Source organism: Spirosoma endbachense (assembly GCF_010233585.1).
Classification (GTDB): domain Bacteria; phylum Bacteroidota; class Bacteroidia; order Cytophagales; family Spirosomataceae; genus Spirosoma; species Spirosoma endbachense.
The window spans coordinates 5,377,152-5,395,315 of record NZ_CP045997.1 but is presented as its reverse complement, the minus strand read 5'-3'; the positions used below and the strand labels follow the sequence as shown (position 1 = coordinate 5,395,315).

Sequence of the window (18,164 nt, the reverse complement as noted above, 5' to 3'; positions counted from 1 at the left end):
TAGTCATCATGAGCTGTTTCAGATTTGTAGAAACAGAACTAGTGGCGGGTAAAATTCCTCATGAAAAGAAAAGTTCTTATTGCTGGCTGGTTTAGTTTTGAGCTAGGACACCCTACTGCTGGAGACATTCTGGCCTTAAACGTTACCTGCAAATGGGTAGAACAAGCTGGTTATAGTTACGATATTGCTTTCGATCCTCCATTTGAAGGAGGTGTCGACTGGCGAGTAGTTGAAGCATCAACTTATTCGCACGTTGTCTTTGTATGCGGCCCCTTCGAGCAAGGTCAGTATGAAGCTGATTTTCTAAACCGCTTCAGCACATGCCGTCTTATTGGCCTTAATTTATCAATGCTTGTCCCACTAGATAAGTGGAACCCTTTTGATTTACTATTAGAACGAAATAGTTCATTCGCTGTACGGCCAGATATAGTTTTTTTATCGCAGGAACCCCAAGTGCCGGTTGTGGGGATTTGTTTAGTCGAGCCTTATCCGGGCGCTTTGGATTCAGTAGCAAACGAGGCTATTAGTCGTTTGGTCAACTCCCGCCAAATGGCTGTTGTCTATATAGATACTCGCTTGGATTCAAACAATACCCATCTTCGGACCCCGGCAGAGATCGAATCCCTGATTGCGCGAGTCGATGTACTGTTAACAACCCGCCTGCATGGCACGGTACTTGCACTCAAGAATAATGTTCCAGTACTTGCAATTGATCCAGAAGCTGGAGGAGCTAAAATCGTGGCTCAGGCTGAAAAAATCGGCTGGCCAATTGTATTCAAGGCTGACGAACTAGATGATCAGGCATTAGCTAATGCTTTTACTTATTGTTTGACCGATCAGGCACGTAAAAAGGTGCGGGAGTGCCGTGATAACTCTATCGCAATGGCTAAAGAGATACAACATGAGTTTATTTCTGAGCTAATTAATCCCGTAGAGCTGGAAACTAAATTTAAAAATAGATTAGCGGATCCAGCCGCGAACAAATGGATGATCGACCTACCTGCCAGTTCTCGTATAAAGCCGAATTGGGTAAACAGGCTAAAAAGGAATAGCAAAAGGCTCGTAAAAACTATATCTTATTTGACATTACCAATTCCTATTTACAACTTTCTTTCGTCAAGAAAAAGGTAATGCTCCACTTCTCAATGTACATCAATAGTTAAATTAAGCGAATTATAGATTTTACTATGAAGCTTTTATACACTGAAAGTACAGACCGCAAAAATAATCTGGACTTTTTCAGGTTTATTCTGGCGACAACAGTAGTCTTCAGCCATGCTTATGTGATATACTACGGGACGGCCAATTATACGGAGCCACTTTGGGTATTTTCAGGAAAACAAGTGGGATTTGGCACTGTAGCGCTTAATTTCTTTTTTATTATTAGTGGATTCCTTGTTTTACAAAGTTGGGATCAAAACCCAAATTATTTTGCATTTATAAAAAAGAGAATTTTACGAATTTATCCTGGATTTATAGTTATTTACTTACTCTGTGCCTTTGTTTTTGCGCCGTTGGGAAACAGCACGCCAATTCAACCATTTCAAAATAGCAGCACTTATTGGGCTCAGATTAATATTCCTGATCTTATATACAATATTTTTTTATTAAGATATCCTGTTTTACCAGAAACACTAAAAGGATTACCCAAGCCAACGTAATTAATGGGTCAATCTGGACAATACCATATGAATTTAAATGTTATTTATTGATAATTATTTTGGCATTCCTCAATATTTACAAAAACAAATTCGCCTTATTAGCAGTATATATTCTTATTTTAGTTGTCAATATTTTACATCACAAAACGTACGAATTATATAATACTAGCGGGATCATTAATCCCGATCTCATTCCGTATTTTCCGTCACAAAAATTCATGACTACCCTGAATTTGGAATATTTTTTATTATTTTTTCTATCTGGTTCATTATTCTATTTTTATCGAAACTATATACCTCGCTCGCTTGTCTTATTTTCAATTTCACTATTTTTTCTCATTTTCAGCGCAAGCTGGGTAGGCTATTTTGAATTAATCCAACCTTTTTTCGGATCTTATATATTATTTTACCTTGCATTTTCAAAAAAACTAAAGTTTTACAGTTTCGCAAAGTACGGCGATTTCTCTTACGGAATTTATTTATACGGTTGGCCAATCCAACAGCTTGTGCTATTGTACATTGGCCAGCAATTGAGCATGTTAGGAAATTTCATAGTTTCCTTCTTACTAATTCTTATATTTTCCGCGTTTAGCTGGTATTTAGTCGAAAAACCATTTCTATCCCTTAAAGGGAAATCGTTCTCTATAAATTTTTCTTATTTAAAAGTCAGGCTATAAACTACGAAACCTTTTACATTCATAGATCCAGATTTTCCCGCGTCTATTACTTTCATCCTTTTGCTATAGATTCGTGAGCAAGTGTCTGCTAAACTTATAATATGTTGGAAGATTGCCACAAACCGAGATAAGTGAGCGTCTGATTAGTTATAGGTAGCAAATGTACATTGGGCAAATCAGGCATCTTCGCAGGGCTGCTATCGATGCTGTGGTAACCAGTAGCAAATGTACATTGGGCAAATCAGGCTGATAGCTCAGTATCAGAAAGCTAGGTGCTACAACGAATACCGTAATTATAGCTTGCCATAAGTAACTAATATAACAATTTTACTCACGGTTCAATAATCTATACTTATATGAAATCATATCTATTTTTTGTGTGTCTGTTTACTTTGATGCTAAATTCAAGTCTAGCACAAAGCAAACAAGATAAGCTAAATGAAATAATGAGGGCCTATCACAACTATAACATGTTCGACGGAAGTGTTTTAGTTGCTGAGAATGGTGAGATCATTTATAAAGCTGCTTTTGGATTAGCCAATAGAGAATGGAACATCCTTAATACTACCGATACCAAATTTATGATTGGTTCTGTCTCAAAGTCGTTTACTGCTACACTAATGCTTATTCAGGTCCAGAAAGGCTTAATTAAACTTGATAAAACAATTTCAGATTATCTTCCCGAATTTGTCAATAAGCCAGCAGCAAAAGTCACAATCAAGCAACTGCTAAGCCATACATCAGGAATTCCAAATTACGATATAATAAAAGATTTTTTTCCAAAGATTAGCCGACAGAATTTTTCGAGAGAAGAATATGTAAAAGTATATATGGATTCCTCTCTGGCTTTTGAACCAGGCACAAGATATGCTTACAGCAGCTGGGGATATTTTACACTCGGCTACATCATGGAAAGAGTTACGGGCAAATCATATTCACAATTAATGAAAGATGATATTTTCAATAAAATTGGTATGAACAGTTCAGGCTCTTATTTCCATACGCAAGTAATCAATAAAAGAGCCACAGGCTATGATTACAGTTTTGGAGGCTATACCAGTTCTGATTTTCGTGATCAATCAAATACTATGGGAACAGGAGATCTATACTCCACCGTCGATGATATTTTCAGATTTCATATAGCGCTTAGCAATAATACTTTGCTCAATAAGCAACTCACAGCAGAAATGTTCACTTCTGGCATTAGACCAGCCCAATATGGCTATGGCTGGTTCAATAAACAGTTTAAATACACGCCTGCAGATAGCGTATCTTCAAACTTTCACTTAGGAATGACTGAAGGCTTTTTATCGTTCGTAGTTCGAATTCCTTCTACAAATAGTTTAATAGTTATTCTTTGCAATAGCTCTCCAACTGATTTTTTTGGAATTACAGGTAATTTGGCAAAAGTGTTATATAACAAGCCAGTTAATTTGAAAAAACCCGTCCATAAAATTATCGAGAAATTGATAGCTGAACAAGGTACAATAAAAGCAATTGAAGAGTATAAGCGAATGAAAACGGATACGGCTCACTATTATATTGACTGGATCTCTATGAATTTCCTGGCTGAACAATTACAATCCCTGAAACGATTTGAAGATGCAAGAATCATTGGAGAGAATAATGCATCAGAATTTCCTAATCGCGACTTAGTTATGGTAACAATGGGGAATATTTATTTAGCATTGAACCGAAAAGCCGATGCCATAACCTATTACAAAAAAGCACTTACAATCTATCCAGGCTACGAAGAAGCGAAAAATAAATTAAAAGAGCTCGAGGAACATAAATAATGTTGATCCTTTAATTAGTCAGTAATGAAGTAAATGTGGTGTCGGTTTCTTAAAACCGACACGGCGAGGGCGATCAGCCAAGTACAGGAGGAAATTCTGTACTTGAGTGAAATAGCTCCTATGCCAATCATCTGGGCAATGCAAGTGCTGGAAGGGTTAGCTAAAGCGGGGCTACCTTCTCCCAGGTGGAGATTACGAAAACTGCCATGGGCCACCGTGCAAATTGTGTGATATTGAGTAAAGGCCTTACTATTGTTCGGACAGTTGAAGTGTTGGATGTTGGATGGAATTCTCTAAAAGCTGCAAGCTCATCAGGATTTTTTATGGGAGCTTCCCGTTGCCCACACCTAAAAAAAGTAACGACAATCTGCGATTGATGAAGGCCATTTCCAAGGCACCTGATTAATACGACATCTTCATTAAGCAATTTAAAATCGTGAAAATCTGTCCAGTAAGTAGAATTTGAGCCAGTATAGGTATCATTTTTTGTCCCTCAGCATTTTAGTTACTGAGCAATCATTTTAGGACACAGCATAAAAACTTGCGTTTAAGTTATATTCTATGGAATAAGTTATTATAATAATTATTAATAAATTTACAACCAATTCTACATACTAACTTCGGAAGTTATGAAGCTACTTATGTTAGAAAATCTCTACCTATCAATAGATACCAGACTTTACTGTTTATAAGCATAAACTTATTTGCAGACGTACTATAAGATAAAGAGGCTTTAATGACATTAACAGTAACATCCACGTCAGTTTTGAACCGTATCCCTCTAGAACCACCTTCTATTAGCCCAGTCTCAATAGCCGAAAAAAGGTTACGCTGGTCGGTTATGATCCCTGTTTATAATTGCGCGCACTACTTAAAAGAAACATTAACTAGTGTATTAATGCAAGATATGGGGCCAGCCCAAATGCAGATCGAAGTTATTGATGATGCTAGTACTGATGGTGATATTGCTTCATTGGTGGCCGAAATTGGTCAAGGAAGAGTTAACTATTTTCGGCAACCTCATAACGTTGGGAGTCTTCGTAATTTTGAGACCTGTCTAAACCGGTCACGCGGCCAGTTAATCCATTTATTACACGGAGACGATAAAGTTTACAATGGATACTATAAGGCAATAGCTTCATTATTTGACAGCTTTCCCGAGATTGGAGCCGCTTTTTGTAGACACAATCATATTGATGAAATCGGACAATTTCTTGGCACTACGAACGTAGAGGCTGTTAGTGAAAGTATTTTAAGTGACTGGTTATTGCGCTTAGCGACGATACAGCGAATCCAATATAGCAGTATTACTGTAAAGCGTGAAGTTTATGAACAATTAGGTGGGTTTTACGGAGTAACCTATGGCGAAGATTGGGAAATGTGGACACGGATTGCCCACAAATACCCAATAGCTTATACACCAACCGTTTTAGCAGCTTATCGCATGCACTCAACCTCTATTTCTACTCAATCATTACAAACAGGCCAAAATTTGCGCGATTTGCAATGGGTTATTGGGACAATTCAACAGTATCTACCTGCTAATAAACGGAACGAGATAAAACGGAACTCGTTAAAAAAATACGCTCATTCCTATTTAGGAAGGGCTAATCATGAATGGGTAAAATCGCGTAATAAACAGATCGTTTACGCACAGATCAAAGGATGCCTTCACATGCATCAAGACATGCTTTTATACCTTAAAGCTGCCTATTTATATAGTAGACTATTACTTAATTATTAATGCAAAACGGCGTATCAATTGTTATCTGTACCTATAACGGGGCAAGCCGTTTGGAGCCAACCTTGCGTCACATTGCTCAACAAAAAGTACCTTCTGACGTAAATTGGGAAGTACTTCTAATTGACAATGCATCTACTGATGACTCAGCTCAAACAGCCTTTCAACTATGGAAAGAGTTAGCTTGTACTACGCCTTTTCGTGTTTTGCACCAGCCAATAAAAGGACTAAGCTATGCTCGAGATATGGGGTTTAGTGAGGCACAATATGAGTATATACTAATGTGCGACGATGATAACTGGCTAGATAATGATTATGTTAGCTACGCATATAAAATTATGCAGAGCCATCCAATTCTTGGCGTACTGGGTGGGCATGGAAATTTAGTGTATGAAGTCCCCCCCTCTCTTAATTATCCAATTCATGCAGGAGGAGCCCAGGTGTACAGATCGAGAATACTTCGCTCCTATGGAATATATGGTGCTGGGTGTGTTATCCGTAAATCAGCTTATGAAACGCTCCGCTTAGCCGGTTTCAAATTCTTATTAACGGATCGAATGGGTACGAAGCTTAGCAGTGGTGGAGATACGGAGTTGTGCTATGCTATAGCTCTAGCCGGGTATTTGATTCGATATGACAATCACTTACAGTTCAAGCATTTTATCCCCAAAAACCGCACTACCTGGAATTATTATGTGGAATATTTGAATGAAGATGCTCGTTCACATATCGTTTTAGAACCATACATAATTAATCAAAGTATATACACAAATAACTTAGCTATTTTTAGGTTGATATTAGTTGTAAACTTTTCGCTCCGTGGATTATATTTACTTTTTATCCTAGTAAAAAAAGCGAAACTGATTCTTACATCCTCTAACACTAATATGATTAACTTAAAAATAATCTGGCTTTTAGCCAGATTAAGGATCTATAAAAATCATAATGAGATGGCTGAGAATTTTCGTAAAATTGCCGCATTTCGGCAACGCTTCACCCTCTAAAAGCCTTATTATCCAAATCAGTTCTTAGCTCTTCTTTATCTGAAAAATATATATTACTCGCCAGTTATAAAGAATATACAATCCCATTTACTATATATTATTCTCTCTCCACTTGCACTAGTCGTTGCTCCATTCCCGGCATACCGCTCGTTGTTACGCCTTCGGCCCGTAAACGGAGATTGGTTTTGGCATCGGACGTATAGAACGACACGGTCGCTTTACCTTCAGCATTCGTTTGAATGAGTGGTGCCCAGAAAAGAGTCGTGCGATAATCGGGTCTGACATGTTCCGGCTTTTTAGTATCGTACCTTGGTGCATAGAACTCTCTTACCGGCGCATAACCGGGCAATTTGGCCAACAGCGTTCCGGGCGGTACATCCTTCGTTAAATCATAATCGGGAGCGCCCCGTTTGGTCAGGATAGAAATAACACCACCGCTCCCCCGAGAGCCATAAATAGCGGCCGACGGTCCTTTTAACACATCGATCCGATCAACGTCCTGCACCGACACACCAAGCACTGCCTGCAAATCCATAGGCATACCGTCCAGAACAAATAAGGGCTCAACGGGCCCACTAAAATTAGCCGCCCCCCGAATCTGTACCCGTGCACTCAGACCGTTGCCAATTACCTGCACACCCGCAATTCGCCCCTGAATCACATCCAGAATATTCATTCGACCTGCTGTATTCATCTGATCGAACTTGATACTGGCATCGGGTGTGCCATAAATCGTTCGGGAGTCATGTTCCTGATATTTCTTCGCCTTTACCGTAACGGATTGGAGTAATACCTCTCCATTCCGTCGAATTTGCCGCTCTATTTCCTGATATTCTTTGGTTCGTTTGATGAATTCTGCCAATTCATCGTATCTAAACTCAAGGGGATTATACGGTATGCGTGTGATTGTAACGGTTGGAGTCAGTAACTGGTCGAGCGAAATAGACAGATCACGGTTTGCTTTGCCCTTAACTCCCTGAATCAGTACCGTTGTTGTATCTGTAAAATCAAGGTCATAAGCACCGAAATTGCCAAACTCATCACTATCGCCAGCCAGAAAGTCGCGCGTGCTATCACGTCTGGACAAGACAAACGTTAACTTCACTTTACTGGCAATTCCTTTCTGATTGGGCCGCAGAACCCGACCTGTGAGTGATAGCCCGCGCTCAACATGGTATTTAACTGGTGGAATCGTATCACCCAGCACTTCGGTCCAGGTGAAGCGTCGCCATCCCTGCGTCATCAAGAGCAAGTCCAGTTGCTGCCAGCGATCTTTATGCATGGCATTAAAATAGTAACCTGGCTGTTCGATCGTGCCCGTCAGGTCCGATGAAAGCAACAGATGCGATACAATACTGGCACTGTTCGAGTCGGCTTCGGGCGCCTGTCGGGCGTCAAGAGCAGCCAGTGATAGATTAGCCGCAACAGGCTTACCTGCCGGATTCGTTGTTGAGATGGTCAACTCAACTTTTTCGCGGTTTTTATAGGATGCTTTGTCAGTAGACAGGCCGATATTGATTTGCTCATTTTTTGTAACGAAGACAAGCCGCTCACAGGCTGGTTTGTTTGTTTCATCGAAAAGCGTAAGCTGGGCGATTCCTTCGGGAAAATCAGCTTTAGGTAGCTGTACCAGCGATCCTTTTTTCGATAAAGGCACTTTTGCAGCCTGAATCACCCGTCCGCGCGTCTGAGCCAAAAGTGTCATCATGGCGGCAGGGTCAGCACTGGTTTTATTGTGGCGCAGATACACCCGAACGTGATCCTTATTACTCAGATTGTCTACCTGCATAATCACCCCCTGCGGCTGAACAGCTGGTAATGGATAAGGTTCCAGCGATCCGTCGGCCTGTTTGACAAAGCCTGTATAAGTCTGGCCGACTTCGGGAGTCAGGGTAAAAAAACCCATACCCAAATGTGTACTGAAAAGACCCGTAACCGTATCTTTCTTTGCGTTCAGCACGAACCCTTCGACTGGCTGGTTATGTCCCGATGAATTAACCGCTTTGAACGCTACCCTTGCTTCTAAACCCTCAACCAATTGGCCTCCTTCGGGCAAAAACTGTACATCCAGTCGATTCGACTTACCTAATACTGCACTTGCAGGCTTTGTATTTGCGCCATCTGTCCGCAGAATGGTCAGTGTTTTGGTAAAAAAATAAGCTTCCGGGAAATTGCGCATGTAGTTTGTATAAGCCCGAAGCAGGTAGGTTCCAGCCGCTAATGAATCAGGTAAAGCAAGCTGACCAGGCGAGTAACTGGTTGTTGCCCGAAGTTGTGATCGAAGGCGAATACGCCGGGCATACGGGTCGACTAAATCCACATATAGCACCCGACTGATGGTATCAATACCGTGAGTATTCCCATCGAAAATATAGCCTTTCATCCAGATCGTTTCACCGGTGAGATAAATAGAGCGGTCTGTATGGATATATACTTTTTCGAGGGGGCGTTGTTGGTTATAAGACTGGAATTTCGCTAATAATTGTTTTATAAAGTCATCGTTGTTTATAAAGCGAAATGCCGACAGTAAGCCAATCGCCGTTAGCAGACTAAGAATGGTTGTTCGATGGATGGTGTGGTGCATAAAATAGGTTTTTTCATTAAGTATCTCCAACTGCTCAATGAGCGACTAAATTAGCAAAAATATCCTCTTTGACATGACTGCACCCACTCCTAAAACAGCTATAGTCCTTGGTGCAACGGGGCTTATCGGCAACCTGCTTACTCATCGACTGGTCGATTCTCCCCTCTATGAAAAAGTTAAAGTTCTGGTGCGAAAGTCATTAAACTGGCAGCACCCTCGCTTGCAGGAGGTCCAATTCGATTTTGACTACCCTAATGGCCTACTGACTCAAGCCGACGATATCTTCTGCTGCCTTGGTACAACGATGAAAAAGGCAGGGTCAAAGGAGACTTTTCGTAAAGTTGATTACCAGTATCCAATGGATATTGCCCGATTAGGCCTGGCTGCTGGTGCTCAGCAATTCGCTATTGTTACCGCTATGGGTGCCGATACAAATTCAACGTTTTTTTATAATCGGGTCAAAGGGGAAGTAGAGCGCGACCTTACGGCGCTCAACTATCCGACATTATTGATTTTTCGGCCTTCCCTCCTGCTCGGAAACCGGGGAGAGAATCGGTTGGGAGAACGGCTGGCCGAAGGTGCTATGCGACTATTTTCTCCACTTATTCCGGCAAAATATAAAGGGGTCGAAGCATCTAAAGTCGCCAATGCCATGCTGACTACCATGCAGCAGGGGTTGGTGGGTAAACATGTATTTGAATCTGATCAGTTACAGACGTATTGACTTATCAACTTCATACTATTTTTTGACCCCGTTTGCGTTAAGATTGATCAGTAAATTTAACCCATGCTGAAACGGCAATGTTTTTCTTTTCAACTAAATAACCCGGCTTGTCGGAGTTCATGACACAAATTCTGTATACCCGAACTCCGGCTAATCAGGCCCGAATAAGTAGGTAGCTCCAACTATTATAGACCTTTCTCTCAGCAGTGTGCTATTAGTAGATTTTTCGAGCGACCTGCGAGCAAAGATACAAAAAATAGATTAAAGATTACTTATTTTATTTTTTCCGCCAGCATTTTGATATAGTAGCCGCCAACTACCGATCGTGCCCGAAAACCAACATGCTTTCCATCGGTGGTTTCATGCCAGTCGCTTAGCGGAATCCGGTCGGGGCTTTCGTTCACAAACCGCAATACGGGTGCAATCAGCGCGTCGAAATCGGCCGGTCGGTCAGCTAAGGTGGCTGTCCATATTATCCAGTCTGATTTGGTGTAGGTTCTACGGCTGTCCAGAGGTAGACCAAATGGTTGCTGTTTTGTTAGATAATAGGCAATTTCTTTCTGTGCTACTTCTTTAGGAAAGATGTCCAGCTTTAACAGCTTATCCCATATTAGATTATACTTCTGACTCCAGGTGCTTTTGTTTTCAAATGTGAGAGTATAGTGATCACCGTTATCAGCGAGTTTCATCCACTTGCGGGCTAGGTCACGCGCCATCTCGACATACTCCTTTTCACGGGCTTTATCGCCCAGACGACCCGCCAGATAACCATAACTGGCAATGCCCATGATGGCTTTGACAGACAGGTTTGCGTTGCGGGCAATATGCCCGGCAAAATCATCAGTACACAGTTGATTAGCCGGATCAAAACCATCTTTAATCAGATAATCGGTCCAAGTTGTCAGCGTTTTCCAATGCTGCCTGGCATACGTAGCATTCCCTTCTACAGCGGCAATAGCTGCTGTTAGAATCAGCATATTTCCGCACTCTTCAACGGGCATGTCTTCACCATACGTTTGCCCATTCGCCAGCGGATAGGTTCCAACGTCATGGGCAGCAAAGGGTTTGGTCCATTTCCCGCTTTCTGAGTACTGAAAAATGGGTTCCATCATTCCTTTCAGTAACAGCGGATTATACAGCAGAAAGAGCGGAGCCGATGGGTAGGTTACATCTACAGTGCCAATTGAGCCATTCGAGAAATTTTCTTTCGAAAAAAAGAAGGCTTCTCCATTAGGCCCGGCAACCAGTTTATGGGCGGCAATTGCCTGCCTATAGGCAACAACACACAATTCGGCATAGGCTGCGCCACCTGCTTTCAGTGCATCGGCATACAGTTGCTTATCGAACGCATCACATTGCTTTTTTAATTTAGTATAATCGACTTCAGCATCCTGTAAAGCTTGCTCAATGGATGTGTTTCCATTTGTGTATCGGCGCCACCAGGCATTCAGCGGTTTGCCGAAGTACTCCACCGACTTGATATCATCATACCCAATCAGCAAATGCCGCTCCACTGGCTTACTATCGACTTTTCCCAGTTCCATACTGGTAGCCAGAACGGGCAGGCTATCACTCACGATGCGGGGCATGCGTTCATGCATATCCGTTACGCGCCCCTCGCGCTCAAATTGATTCAACGCACTGGCCAATGACCCGATCCGCCGATTCGTGCCTGGCTCTGTCGTCGATGCGATATACAAATACCCCCAGTCGATCCGCACATCATCACCTTTCCTGCCCAAAATTTTCTGATCAGCTGTACCAACACGCATGTAATCCAACTTTCCGGCTTGACCACGGCGCCAGGTCACGAGTTGATCAGGCGAATTAACGGCCAGTTCAGCCGAAGCATCAGTATATACCTGTACATCGTGCTGCTTACCATCTGTCGATTGTACGCGGTAGCTAACATACTGCACAGGTCGCGATAAAACGTCCAGGTTATCCATCAGCAAAGGAGCCATGAACGTAACCGTTAGTTCAACACCCTCTACCGCGAACGTGTATTCAGACTGCGTTGCCGTCGTCCGGCGCCCGGTTTGTGTGGCGGGTTTATAGTTCAGAATCCGCTCTTCAACAAGACCCAGATCGACAAACCCTGGCCCCGACAAATTCTGACTATGAAAGGCGATTACATTCCGGCCTTTCCGTAACACCTCTGATGCTTTACGATTGGTCGGTGTCAACCGATAGATTGGCGAAACACCGCTCACCTTGGTCATCCGTTCGCCATTGATGAACAGCTCATAATTATCATTCTGGATAGCATCAACGACAAGGGGGCCATCAGGTACCTGATCCAGCGTTACAGTTCGCCGGATATAAATATCGTTGGTGGTCCATTTTGTATGATCGCCATCCCGGCTTCCAAACGTGGCTTCTCCTGTAGCCCATTGGCTATCATCGAAATCGGGGCTAGTCCAGCTTTCGGAGGCTGGCTTATCGGTCACATAACGAGCCTGATAAGTCTGGTGTTGTGCCGACGGAACGATCGTTTCACCGGCAAAGGATGGATTCCCCATGAATCGAAACGTTCGTCCATCAACACGAATCAACCCATTTAATTGCTGCGGTTGCCCTGTCCAGTGGCGAGTTGCATCGCTGTTAAGCTGGTTGCCAAATGACCATACACTCGAATAAGGATCAATGGTCAACAATGGAGTTGCCGGAGGGTTGATCGTACTACCTGATTGAGCATACCCAGTCAGAGTGGTCATAAATAAAATAATAATTACGGTTAAGCACTGGCTCTTAAACAGAAAATACATATCGAATTTACTGTATCTATAGAACATATTTTTTAACTATTTCAATATGGATTTAATTAATTTTAACATATCGCTTATAAAACTATAAGGCTGGGCGGTATAAATTTTCCACAAACTGGGTTAAACTCTGACCAGCGATTCAGAGAAATCGCATTATTGCTGTATCGTTTCCAAACGGGTAAGCAATAGCCGTTGTGCAATTTTATCCAGCTCACTTTCCGGTCCTTGTAAATGAATGGTTGTGTGCTGATGCCGCATTGACTCACTGGGGGCCAATGCGGCAGCGGGCGAAGACGACTCCATCTCATAGAATTTCCCCATCTGTGGCTGGCCAGGTTTCATGGGTCCATCATTATAAGCGTTGATCACATCGCCTGAGTAGGGCTCTTTCTGAAGCTCCCAGGTAGAATTAACGTATTTTTTATTGCCCGGATCAAATGTGTATGTCACAAGTGTAAGCGTCTTTGTTGCCGGATCGTAGCTGCCTAGCCACTTTGTTGCACGGGCAGGCGCTACGCCAATCTTGCTACGGTAATTCGCGTCAGCTTTAAACAGTGCCGATCTCTCACCAACAATCAGGCGTTCGGCTGGCACTTTGCCGAAATAACTGTCATTGATGGGCTGCCCCGCTCCAGTCTGAAAGGGTACTATAACGGTGGTGGCTGGCGATGCATTCATCATGCCCAGAATCCAGATTGACGGTAAACCTGTTTTGGCAGACCAGGTTTGCGCCCCTTTGTTTATGATTACATTATCGGACCGAACGCCAACCACTTTTAGTGAATCTGTTTTTTCACCCAATAACTGATCAATTTCGGGCTTGCTTACCAGCGAAACGGTTCGTTCGATACCGATATTGAACGGACTCCCGGAATAGTTTACCAATTCAACCTGGCGGGTAAATGTAGCCGAGGTTTCGGTCTTTTCGGTGAGCGTAAATGGCTCCGAATCAATGGCCGCTGGCGTTTGCCAATGTTCCCCGTCGAATGGGTCTCCTTTCTTAAAATATAAGGCGAACTGGCCGCCTTCCGGCCCCAACCAGAAGCGATCTTCGCCCCCAAACGCATTCATATGGGGTAGTATTTTTTTTGATTGAATCAACTCGTAATTGATCCAGCCATAACTAGCCTGCCCATCGGCAGTGCTGGTCATTACGCGCCCCTGGTAAGCTGGGCATATCAATGCCTCGGCATCTCCTGCTTTTAACTCAATAAGATCAGGGTGGTATTCCTGTAAAAACTGTCGGGCCTCGCTAAAGGTATTTTGGTCTATTGATGCACTGTCCATGTTAGCCGTTTTTTGTTCATCCGTTGTTGCAGATTTCCGACCAGAACAAGCCAGGATCCCGCAACCAAAGGCAAGCAATAGGATTTTATTCATACGCATGGTAAAGAAATGCTTGAAATTCGGCAAATTGAGGATCGATTTGTCAGGTTAGCCATCTGGCAACGATACCAAAATCACCGTGCTCATTAATCCTACTCCATCCGCTCCCATTATCATTCGCCCAGCCGACAAAAATGACGTTGATATCGTTTATCGGTTTTTGTGTGAGCTTGAAGAATTACCCCTCGATCAAACCCAGTTTCGATCGGTCTTCGATCATAATCTACAAAACCCAATGGTTTATTACCTGATCGCAGAAGCAGGTGGAGAATCGATAGGTTTTATTAGTTGCCACGTTCAGTATCTGCTCCACCATGTCGGTAAAGTCGGCGAAATTCAGGAGCTATTCGTACGAGCGGATCGACGCAATGAGCGGATTGGTCATCAGCTTGTATCAGCTCTGAATGAGCTGGCCATTCGCGAGGGATTTATCAATCTGGAAGTCACAACAAACCAGAAACGCACCGATACCATTCGATTCTACGAACGGGAATTATTCAATCGAACGCATATCAAACTGGTTAAATCGATTCGACCCTAATGCGCTTTTATCCCTTCTTGCTATTCATTCATTGTCTTCAGTTGACAGTATTGGTACAGTTTTCGGATCGGATACGATCTGGGCGAGGGCTTAAACGGGGAGCATAAAAACCTAGTTAGGTACTTTTAACCGGGCAGCCATCAATGGAAGTTTCCCAGACAAATAACCACATCTAAATAGCAACATTCAAATCCTAAGTCAACACAATTTCTTGTGTATTTATTTTCTATTGAATAGTTGATTCTGTCATTTAATTAGCCATTGAAAGGCATTATAATTCGAATATTAAAATTATCACATAAATAGTTTGGTTTTAGCTATTACAAATTTACTTTTACATCAACAAAGAGTATTTATTTGTATTCAAAATTAACTTAATCTATAGCCTTACACAAAAGTATCGAACTGATTTTTTTACGAGCAAACCTTCATAGGTAACCTGCTACTTTCAAAAGTATATGGAATGGTGAGTCCAACTTGGAAGTCTATGAACTTCATCGAGCACAGTAACTAAGAACCCCTTGACACCATCCATGACAACAAATCTGGAGTAGAATACCCGATTTTCAACAAAATTGGAGAAAGTGCACAAGCGATAGTAAACCCTATAAAACAGTCTATTCAATAAACCATGAAACAGCAAACCGTTCTACGTCTGCTGCTGGCCAGCGCGTTCATCGTAACGTCAGTATGGGCTAAACCAACTCCTCGCCCAAAGGCAGTTGTACGACCCAATATTATCCTGATCATGACAGATGATCAGGGGTTTGGCGATTTGGGATTTTATGGTAATCCGTACGTAAAAACACCCAATATCGATGGCTTTGCAGCTCAGAGCACCCGACTGACCAATTACCATACCTCACCAGTCTGTAGTCCCACGCGGGCAAGTTTACTAACAGGCCGCTATCATCAGCGCACGGGTGTACATGACACCTATAACGGTGGCTCAATCATGGCAACGGAAGAGGTGACACTGGCCGAAATCCTGGCACAAAATGGCTATCAAACTGGTATTGTTGGTAAATGGCATCTGGGAGATACTTATCCTTATCGGGCATCGGAACAGGGATTTGCTTTTTCACTCGTTGGACACGGCGGAGGTATTGGTCAGCCCGGCGATCACGCTGATAATTTCTTTCGGCCTGACAGTAGTTACTTCAACCCAACACTTTATAAAAATAATATACCTCTGAAGACCAGCGGTTACTGTACTGATGTATTTACTGATGCAGCCGTTGATTTTTTAAAAACCAATCAGAGTCAGCCGTTTTTCCTATACGTTGCTTATAACGCGCCACATGATCCCCTGCAGGTCCCCAAACGGTACTATGACCAATATAAAGATCTGGCATTCAATACCGATTTCGATCAGCAATCGGGTAAAGACTGGGCAGCGATGTCAGATAAGGATAAAGAGAGTGCGCGTCGGGCATACGCCATGATCACCAACATTGATGATAATGTGGGACGGATACTGGCACAAGTAAAAGCGCTACATCTGGAAGAGAATACGATTATCCTGTTTACAACCGACAATGGCAATCAACAATTGCGGTTCAACACAGGATTTAAAGGGCGTAAAAGCAGCGTTTACGAAGGAGGTACCCGTACTCCTCACTTTATTCAGGGAAAAGGCATTTTCCCCACTAATAAAGACATCAATACCCGAATAGCTCATATCGACATCCTACCTACCCTATTGGAAGCCGTACACATTCCGATACTGGCTAACCTGCGATTGGATGGCCAATCGGCGCTTACAATTATTCAGGGCAAGGTAACTACACGGTCCGGGCTTTTTTACAATGTCTGGAATCGCGGCTGGCCCGAACCGTATCGAAACGCAGCCATCTATAATGATGATTTTAAATTAGTTGCTATTAATGCCGATCCCCAAAAACTGGAAAGTTTTGAGTTGTATAATCTCAAAAACGATCCATATGAGCGGTCGAATGTAGCTGCGGCTAATCCGGCCATCGTCACGCAGCTGAAAGCAAAGCTGGATAGTATCTTTGCCGACATTACGGCTAGCCCAAACCTGGCGACGCGCCGAATCAACCTGGGCAATACCCACGAAAATTCAACTGTACTAACTCGTCAGGATTGGACAGGCCTGATAAATAACTGGGTGAGCGAAAGCGCGCTAGGATACTGGGCCGTGCGTGTACAGAAAGCCGGCTATTATGACTTTACCATTCGTAACCGCCCCGTTAAAAAAGGAAGCCGGGTACTGGTAAGAGTCGGACAGACACAACGGAGCCTACTGACCAATCAGGACGATAGTACTGAGGAAACCTTACAGCATGTCTACTTAAAGCAAGGGGAGTATACGCTCGAATCGTGGCTGGAAACTGACAAAGGTATGCAAGGACCATTTTACGTAACAGTTGAAAAACACTAGTACAGTACGCGTTAGCATCACCGATAAAAACGGAATTGTTAATCCAGCCCGCTCTAAACTGGTATTTGTTCATGCTCCCCACAGCGAATACGTGTATTGCGTCATGACAAAAAATCAGAAAGACGAAAGCTGGGAACGAACCAACGAGGGATCTACGCTTTTACGGGTGGTATCGGCTACTCTATGGCACTATTTTGAGCCAAAATCTACCTGGAAACCGGCAGCGGGGTATGAAAAGTGGTGGTAATAAAGCCAGAAGCCGCTTCCTGGTCAGGAAGCGGCTTCTTAGCCTGACTCAAAGAGCCATAGTTTATAGAGGTGTCACACGTTAATTCAGGAACTGTAATCGCAATTCGTTCAATTGGTTGCGGATCGAACCATCGATCTGCTGATCGCCAACACGCAGAACGTAGCCGCCAATCAACTTCTGATCAATTTTTTCCTCCAGTTCAACCAATTTGCCGCCCGTTGTTTTCAGCACTATCGCCTTAAACTTCTCGCGAAGCGCGTCGGTGAGCGGAACTGTCGTGATAACGGTTGCCCGTTCAACACCTTTCAGTTTATCATACTGGGTGATAAACGCTTCGGCAATAGCGTCCATGATTGGCTCACGATTCTTTTTGGTAATAATTTGCAGGAACGACATCGTTACTGGATTGAGCCGTTTTTCAAACGCAGCTTTTAACACAGCGCTTTTCTTCTCCGACCGAACGATAGGGTTCTTTAGCATCAGCAACAGCGGACGGCTTTGGTCTACTGTTTGCTTGAATAGCCGCATGTCTTTGTATAACGTTTCCGTTATGCCCTGCTCCTGTGCCAAATCCAGAAGAGATTTTGCATATCGGGATGCTACGGTAGCAACTGCCATAGGTATGTCG

The 18,164-nt window shown here is 42.9% G+C and carries 13 protein-coding genes and 1 pseudogene; 10 read left to right on the top strand and 4 right to left on the bottom strand.

Going from position 1 to position 18,164, the window contains the following annotated elements; translation table 11 throughout:
* Nucleotides 1-60: 60 nt before the first annotated feature.
* The 6 genes from GJR95_RS21720 to GJR95_RS21695 all read left to right on the top strand — a co-directional run bounded on the left by GJR95_RS21720 (nucleotide 61) and on the right by GJR95_RS21695 (nucleotide 6,879).
* Nucleotides 61-1,131: a polysaccharide pyruvyl transferase family protein gene (locus GJR95_RS21720; protein WP_162387852.1), complete on the top strand. Its 1,071-nt coding sequence runs from the start codon at nucleotides 61-63 to the stop codon at nucleotides 1,129-1,131.
* Between the two features lie 56 nt (nucleotides 1,132-1,187).
* Entirely contained in the window at nucleotides 1,188-1,661 is a 474-nt protein-coding gene (locus GJR95_RS21715; RefSeq protein WP_162387851.1) for an acyltransferase family protein, read from the top strand.
* On the top strand, nucleotides 1,592-2,338 hold the full coding sequence (locus GJR95_RS42855; RefSeq protein WP_162391813.1) for an acyltransferase family protein: 747 nt from the start codon (nucleotides 1,592-1,594) through the stop codon (nucleotides 2,336-2,338). The genes GJR95_RS21715 and GJR95_RS42855 overlap by 70 nt, the downstream gene beginning before the upstream one ends.
* A 356-nt stretch (nucleotides 2,339-2,694) precedes the next feature.
* Complete coding sequence (locus GJR95_RS21705; protein WP_162387850.1) at nucleotides 2,695-4,134, top strand: serine hydrolase; 1,440 nt, start codon at nucleotides 2,695-2,697, stop codon at nucleotides 4,132-4,134.
* A gap of 766 nt (nucleotides 4,135-4,900) precedes the next feature.
* Nucleotides 4,901-5,878, top strand: a complete 978-nt coding sequence (locus GJR95_RS21700) for a glycosyltransferase family 2 protein (protein ID WP_232540818.1) — start codon at nucleotides 4,901-4,903, stop codon at nucleotides 5,876-5,878.
* The gene (locus GJR95_RS21695; RefSeq protein ID WP_162387848.1) at nucleotides 5,878-6,879 is read left to right on the top strand and encodes a glycosyltransferase; all 1,002 of its coding nucleotides are present in this window, start codon (nucleotides 5,878-5,880) and stop codon (nucleotides 6,877-6,879) included. Before GJR95_RS21700 ends, GJR95_RS21695 begins: the two co-directional genes overlap by 1 nt.
* Nucleotides 6,880-6,976: 97 nt before the next feature.
* On the opposite strand, the gene GJR95_RS21690 is transcribed toward GJR95_RS21695, so the two are convergent.
* A complete protein-coding gene (locus GJR95_RS21690) occupies nucleotides 6,977-9,463 on the bottom strand; it encodes a TonB-dependent receptor plug domain-containing protein (RefSeq protein WP_162387847.1) in 2,487 nt (828 codons plus the stop codon).
* Between the two features lie 73 nt (nucleotides 9,464-9,536).
* On the opposite strand from GJR95_RS21690, the gene GJR95_RS21685 reads away from it, so the two are divergent.
* On the top strand, nucleotides 9,537-10,187 hold the full coding sequence (locus GJR95_RS21685; protein ID WP_162387846.1) for an oxidoreductase: 651 nt from the start codon (nucleotides 9,537-9,539) through the stop codon (nucleotides 10,185-10,187).
* Nucleotides 10,188-10,459: 272 nt separating this feature from the next.
* On the opposite strand, the gene GJR95_RS21680 is transcribed toward GJR95_RS21685, so the two are convergent.
* Both GJR95_RS21680 and GJR95_RS21675 read right to left on the bottom strand, forming a co-directional pair.
* Nucleotides 10,460-12,904 carry a glutaminase family protein gene (locus GJR95_RS21680; protein WP_232540817.1) on the bottom strand — a complete coding sequence of 815 codons (2,445 nt, stop codon included), beginning with the start codon at nucleotides 12,902-12,904 and terminating at the stop codon, nucleotides 10,460-10,462.
* Between the two features lie 204 nt (nucleotides 12,905-13,108).
* Entirely contained in the window at nucleotides 13,109-14,335 is a 1,227-nt protein-coding gene (locus tag GJR95_RS21675; RefSeq protein WP_162387845.1) for a DUF6786 family protein, read from the bottom strand.
* Nucleotides 14,336-14,420: 85 nt separating this feature from the next.
* Between GJR95_RS21675 and GJR95_RS21670 the strand changes: the two genes are divergently transcribed.
* The 3 genes and pseudogenes from GJR95_RS21670 to GJR95_RS21660 all read left to right on the top strand — a co-directional run.
* The gene (locus GJR95_RS21670; protein WP_162387844.1) at nucleotides 14,421-14,882 is read left to right on the top strand and encodes a GNAT family N-acetyltransferase; all 462 of its coding nucleotides are present in this window, start codon (nucleotides 14,421-14,423) and stop codon (nucleotides 14,880-14,882) included.
* 631 nt (nucleotides 14,883-15,513) lie between these two features.
* Nucleotides 15,514-17,286: an arylsulfatase gene (locus tag GJR95_RS21665; RefSeq protein ID WP_162387843.1), complete on the top strand. Its 1,773-nt coding sequence runs from the start codon at nucleotides 15,514-15,516 to the stop codon at nucleotides 17,284-17,286.
* Between the two features lie 25 nt (nucleotides 17,287-17,311).
* Nucleotides 17,312-17,533 (top strand): annotated as a pseudogene (locus GJR95_RS21660) (serine hydrolase); the annotation flags it as partial.
* Nucleotides 17,534-17,614: 81 nt separating this feature from the next.
* Here GJR95_RS21660 and atpH read toward each other — a convergent pair.
* Nucleotides 17,615-18,154 (bottom strand): ATP synthase F1 subunit delta, encoded by a 540-nt coding sequence (gene atpH, locus GJR95_RS21655; protein WP_162387842.1) that lies wholly within the window; start codon nucleotides 18,152-18,154, stop codon nucleotides 17,615-17,617.
* Nucleotides 18,155-18,164: the final 10 nt, after the last annotated feature.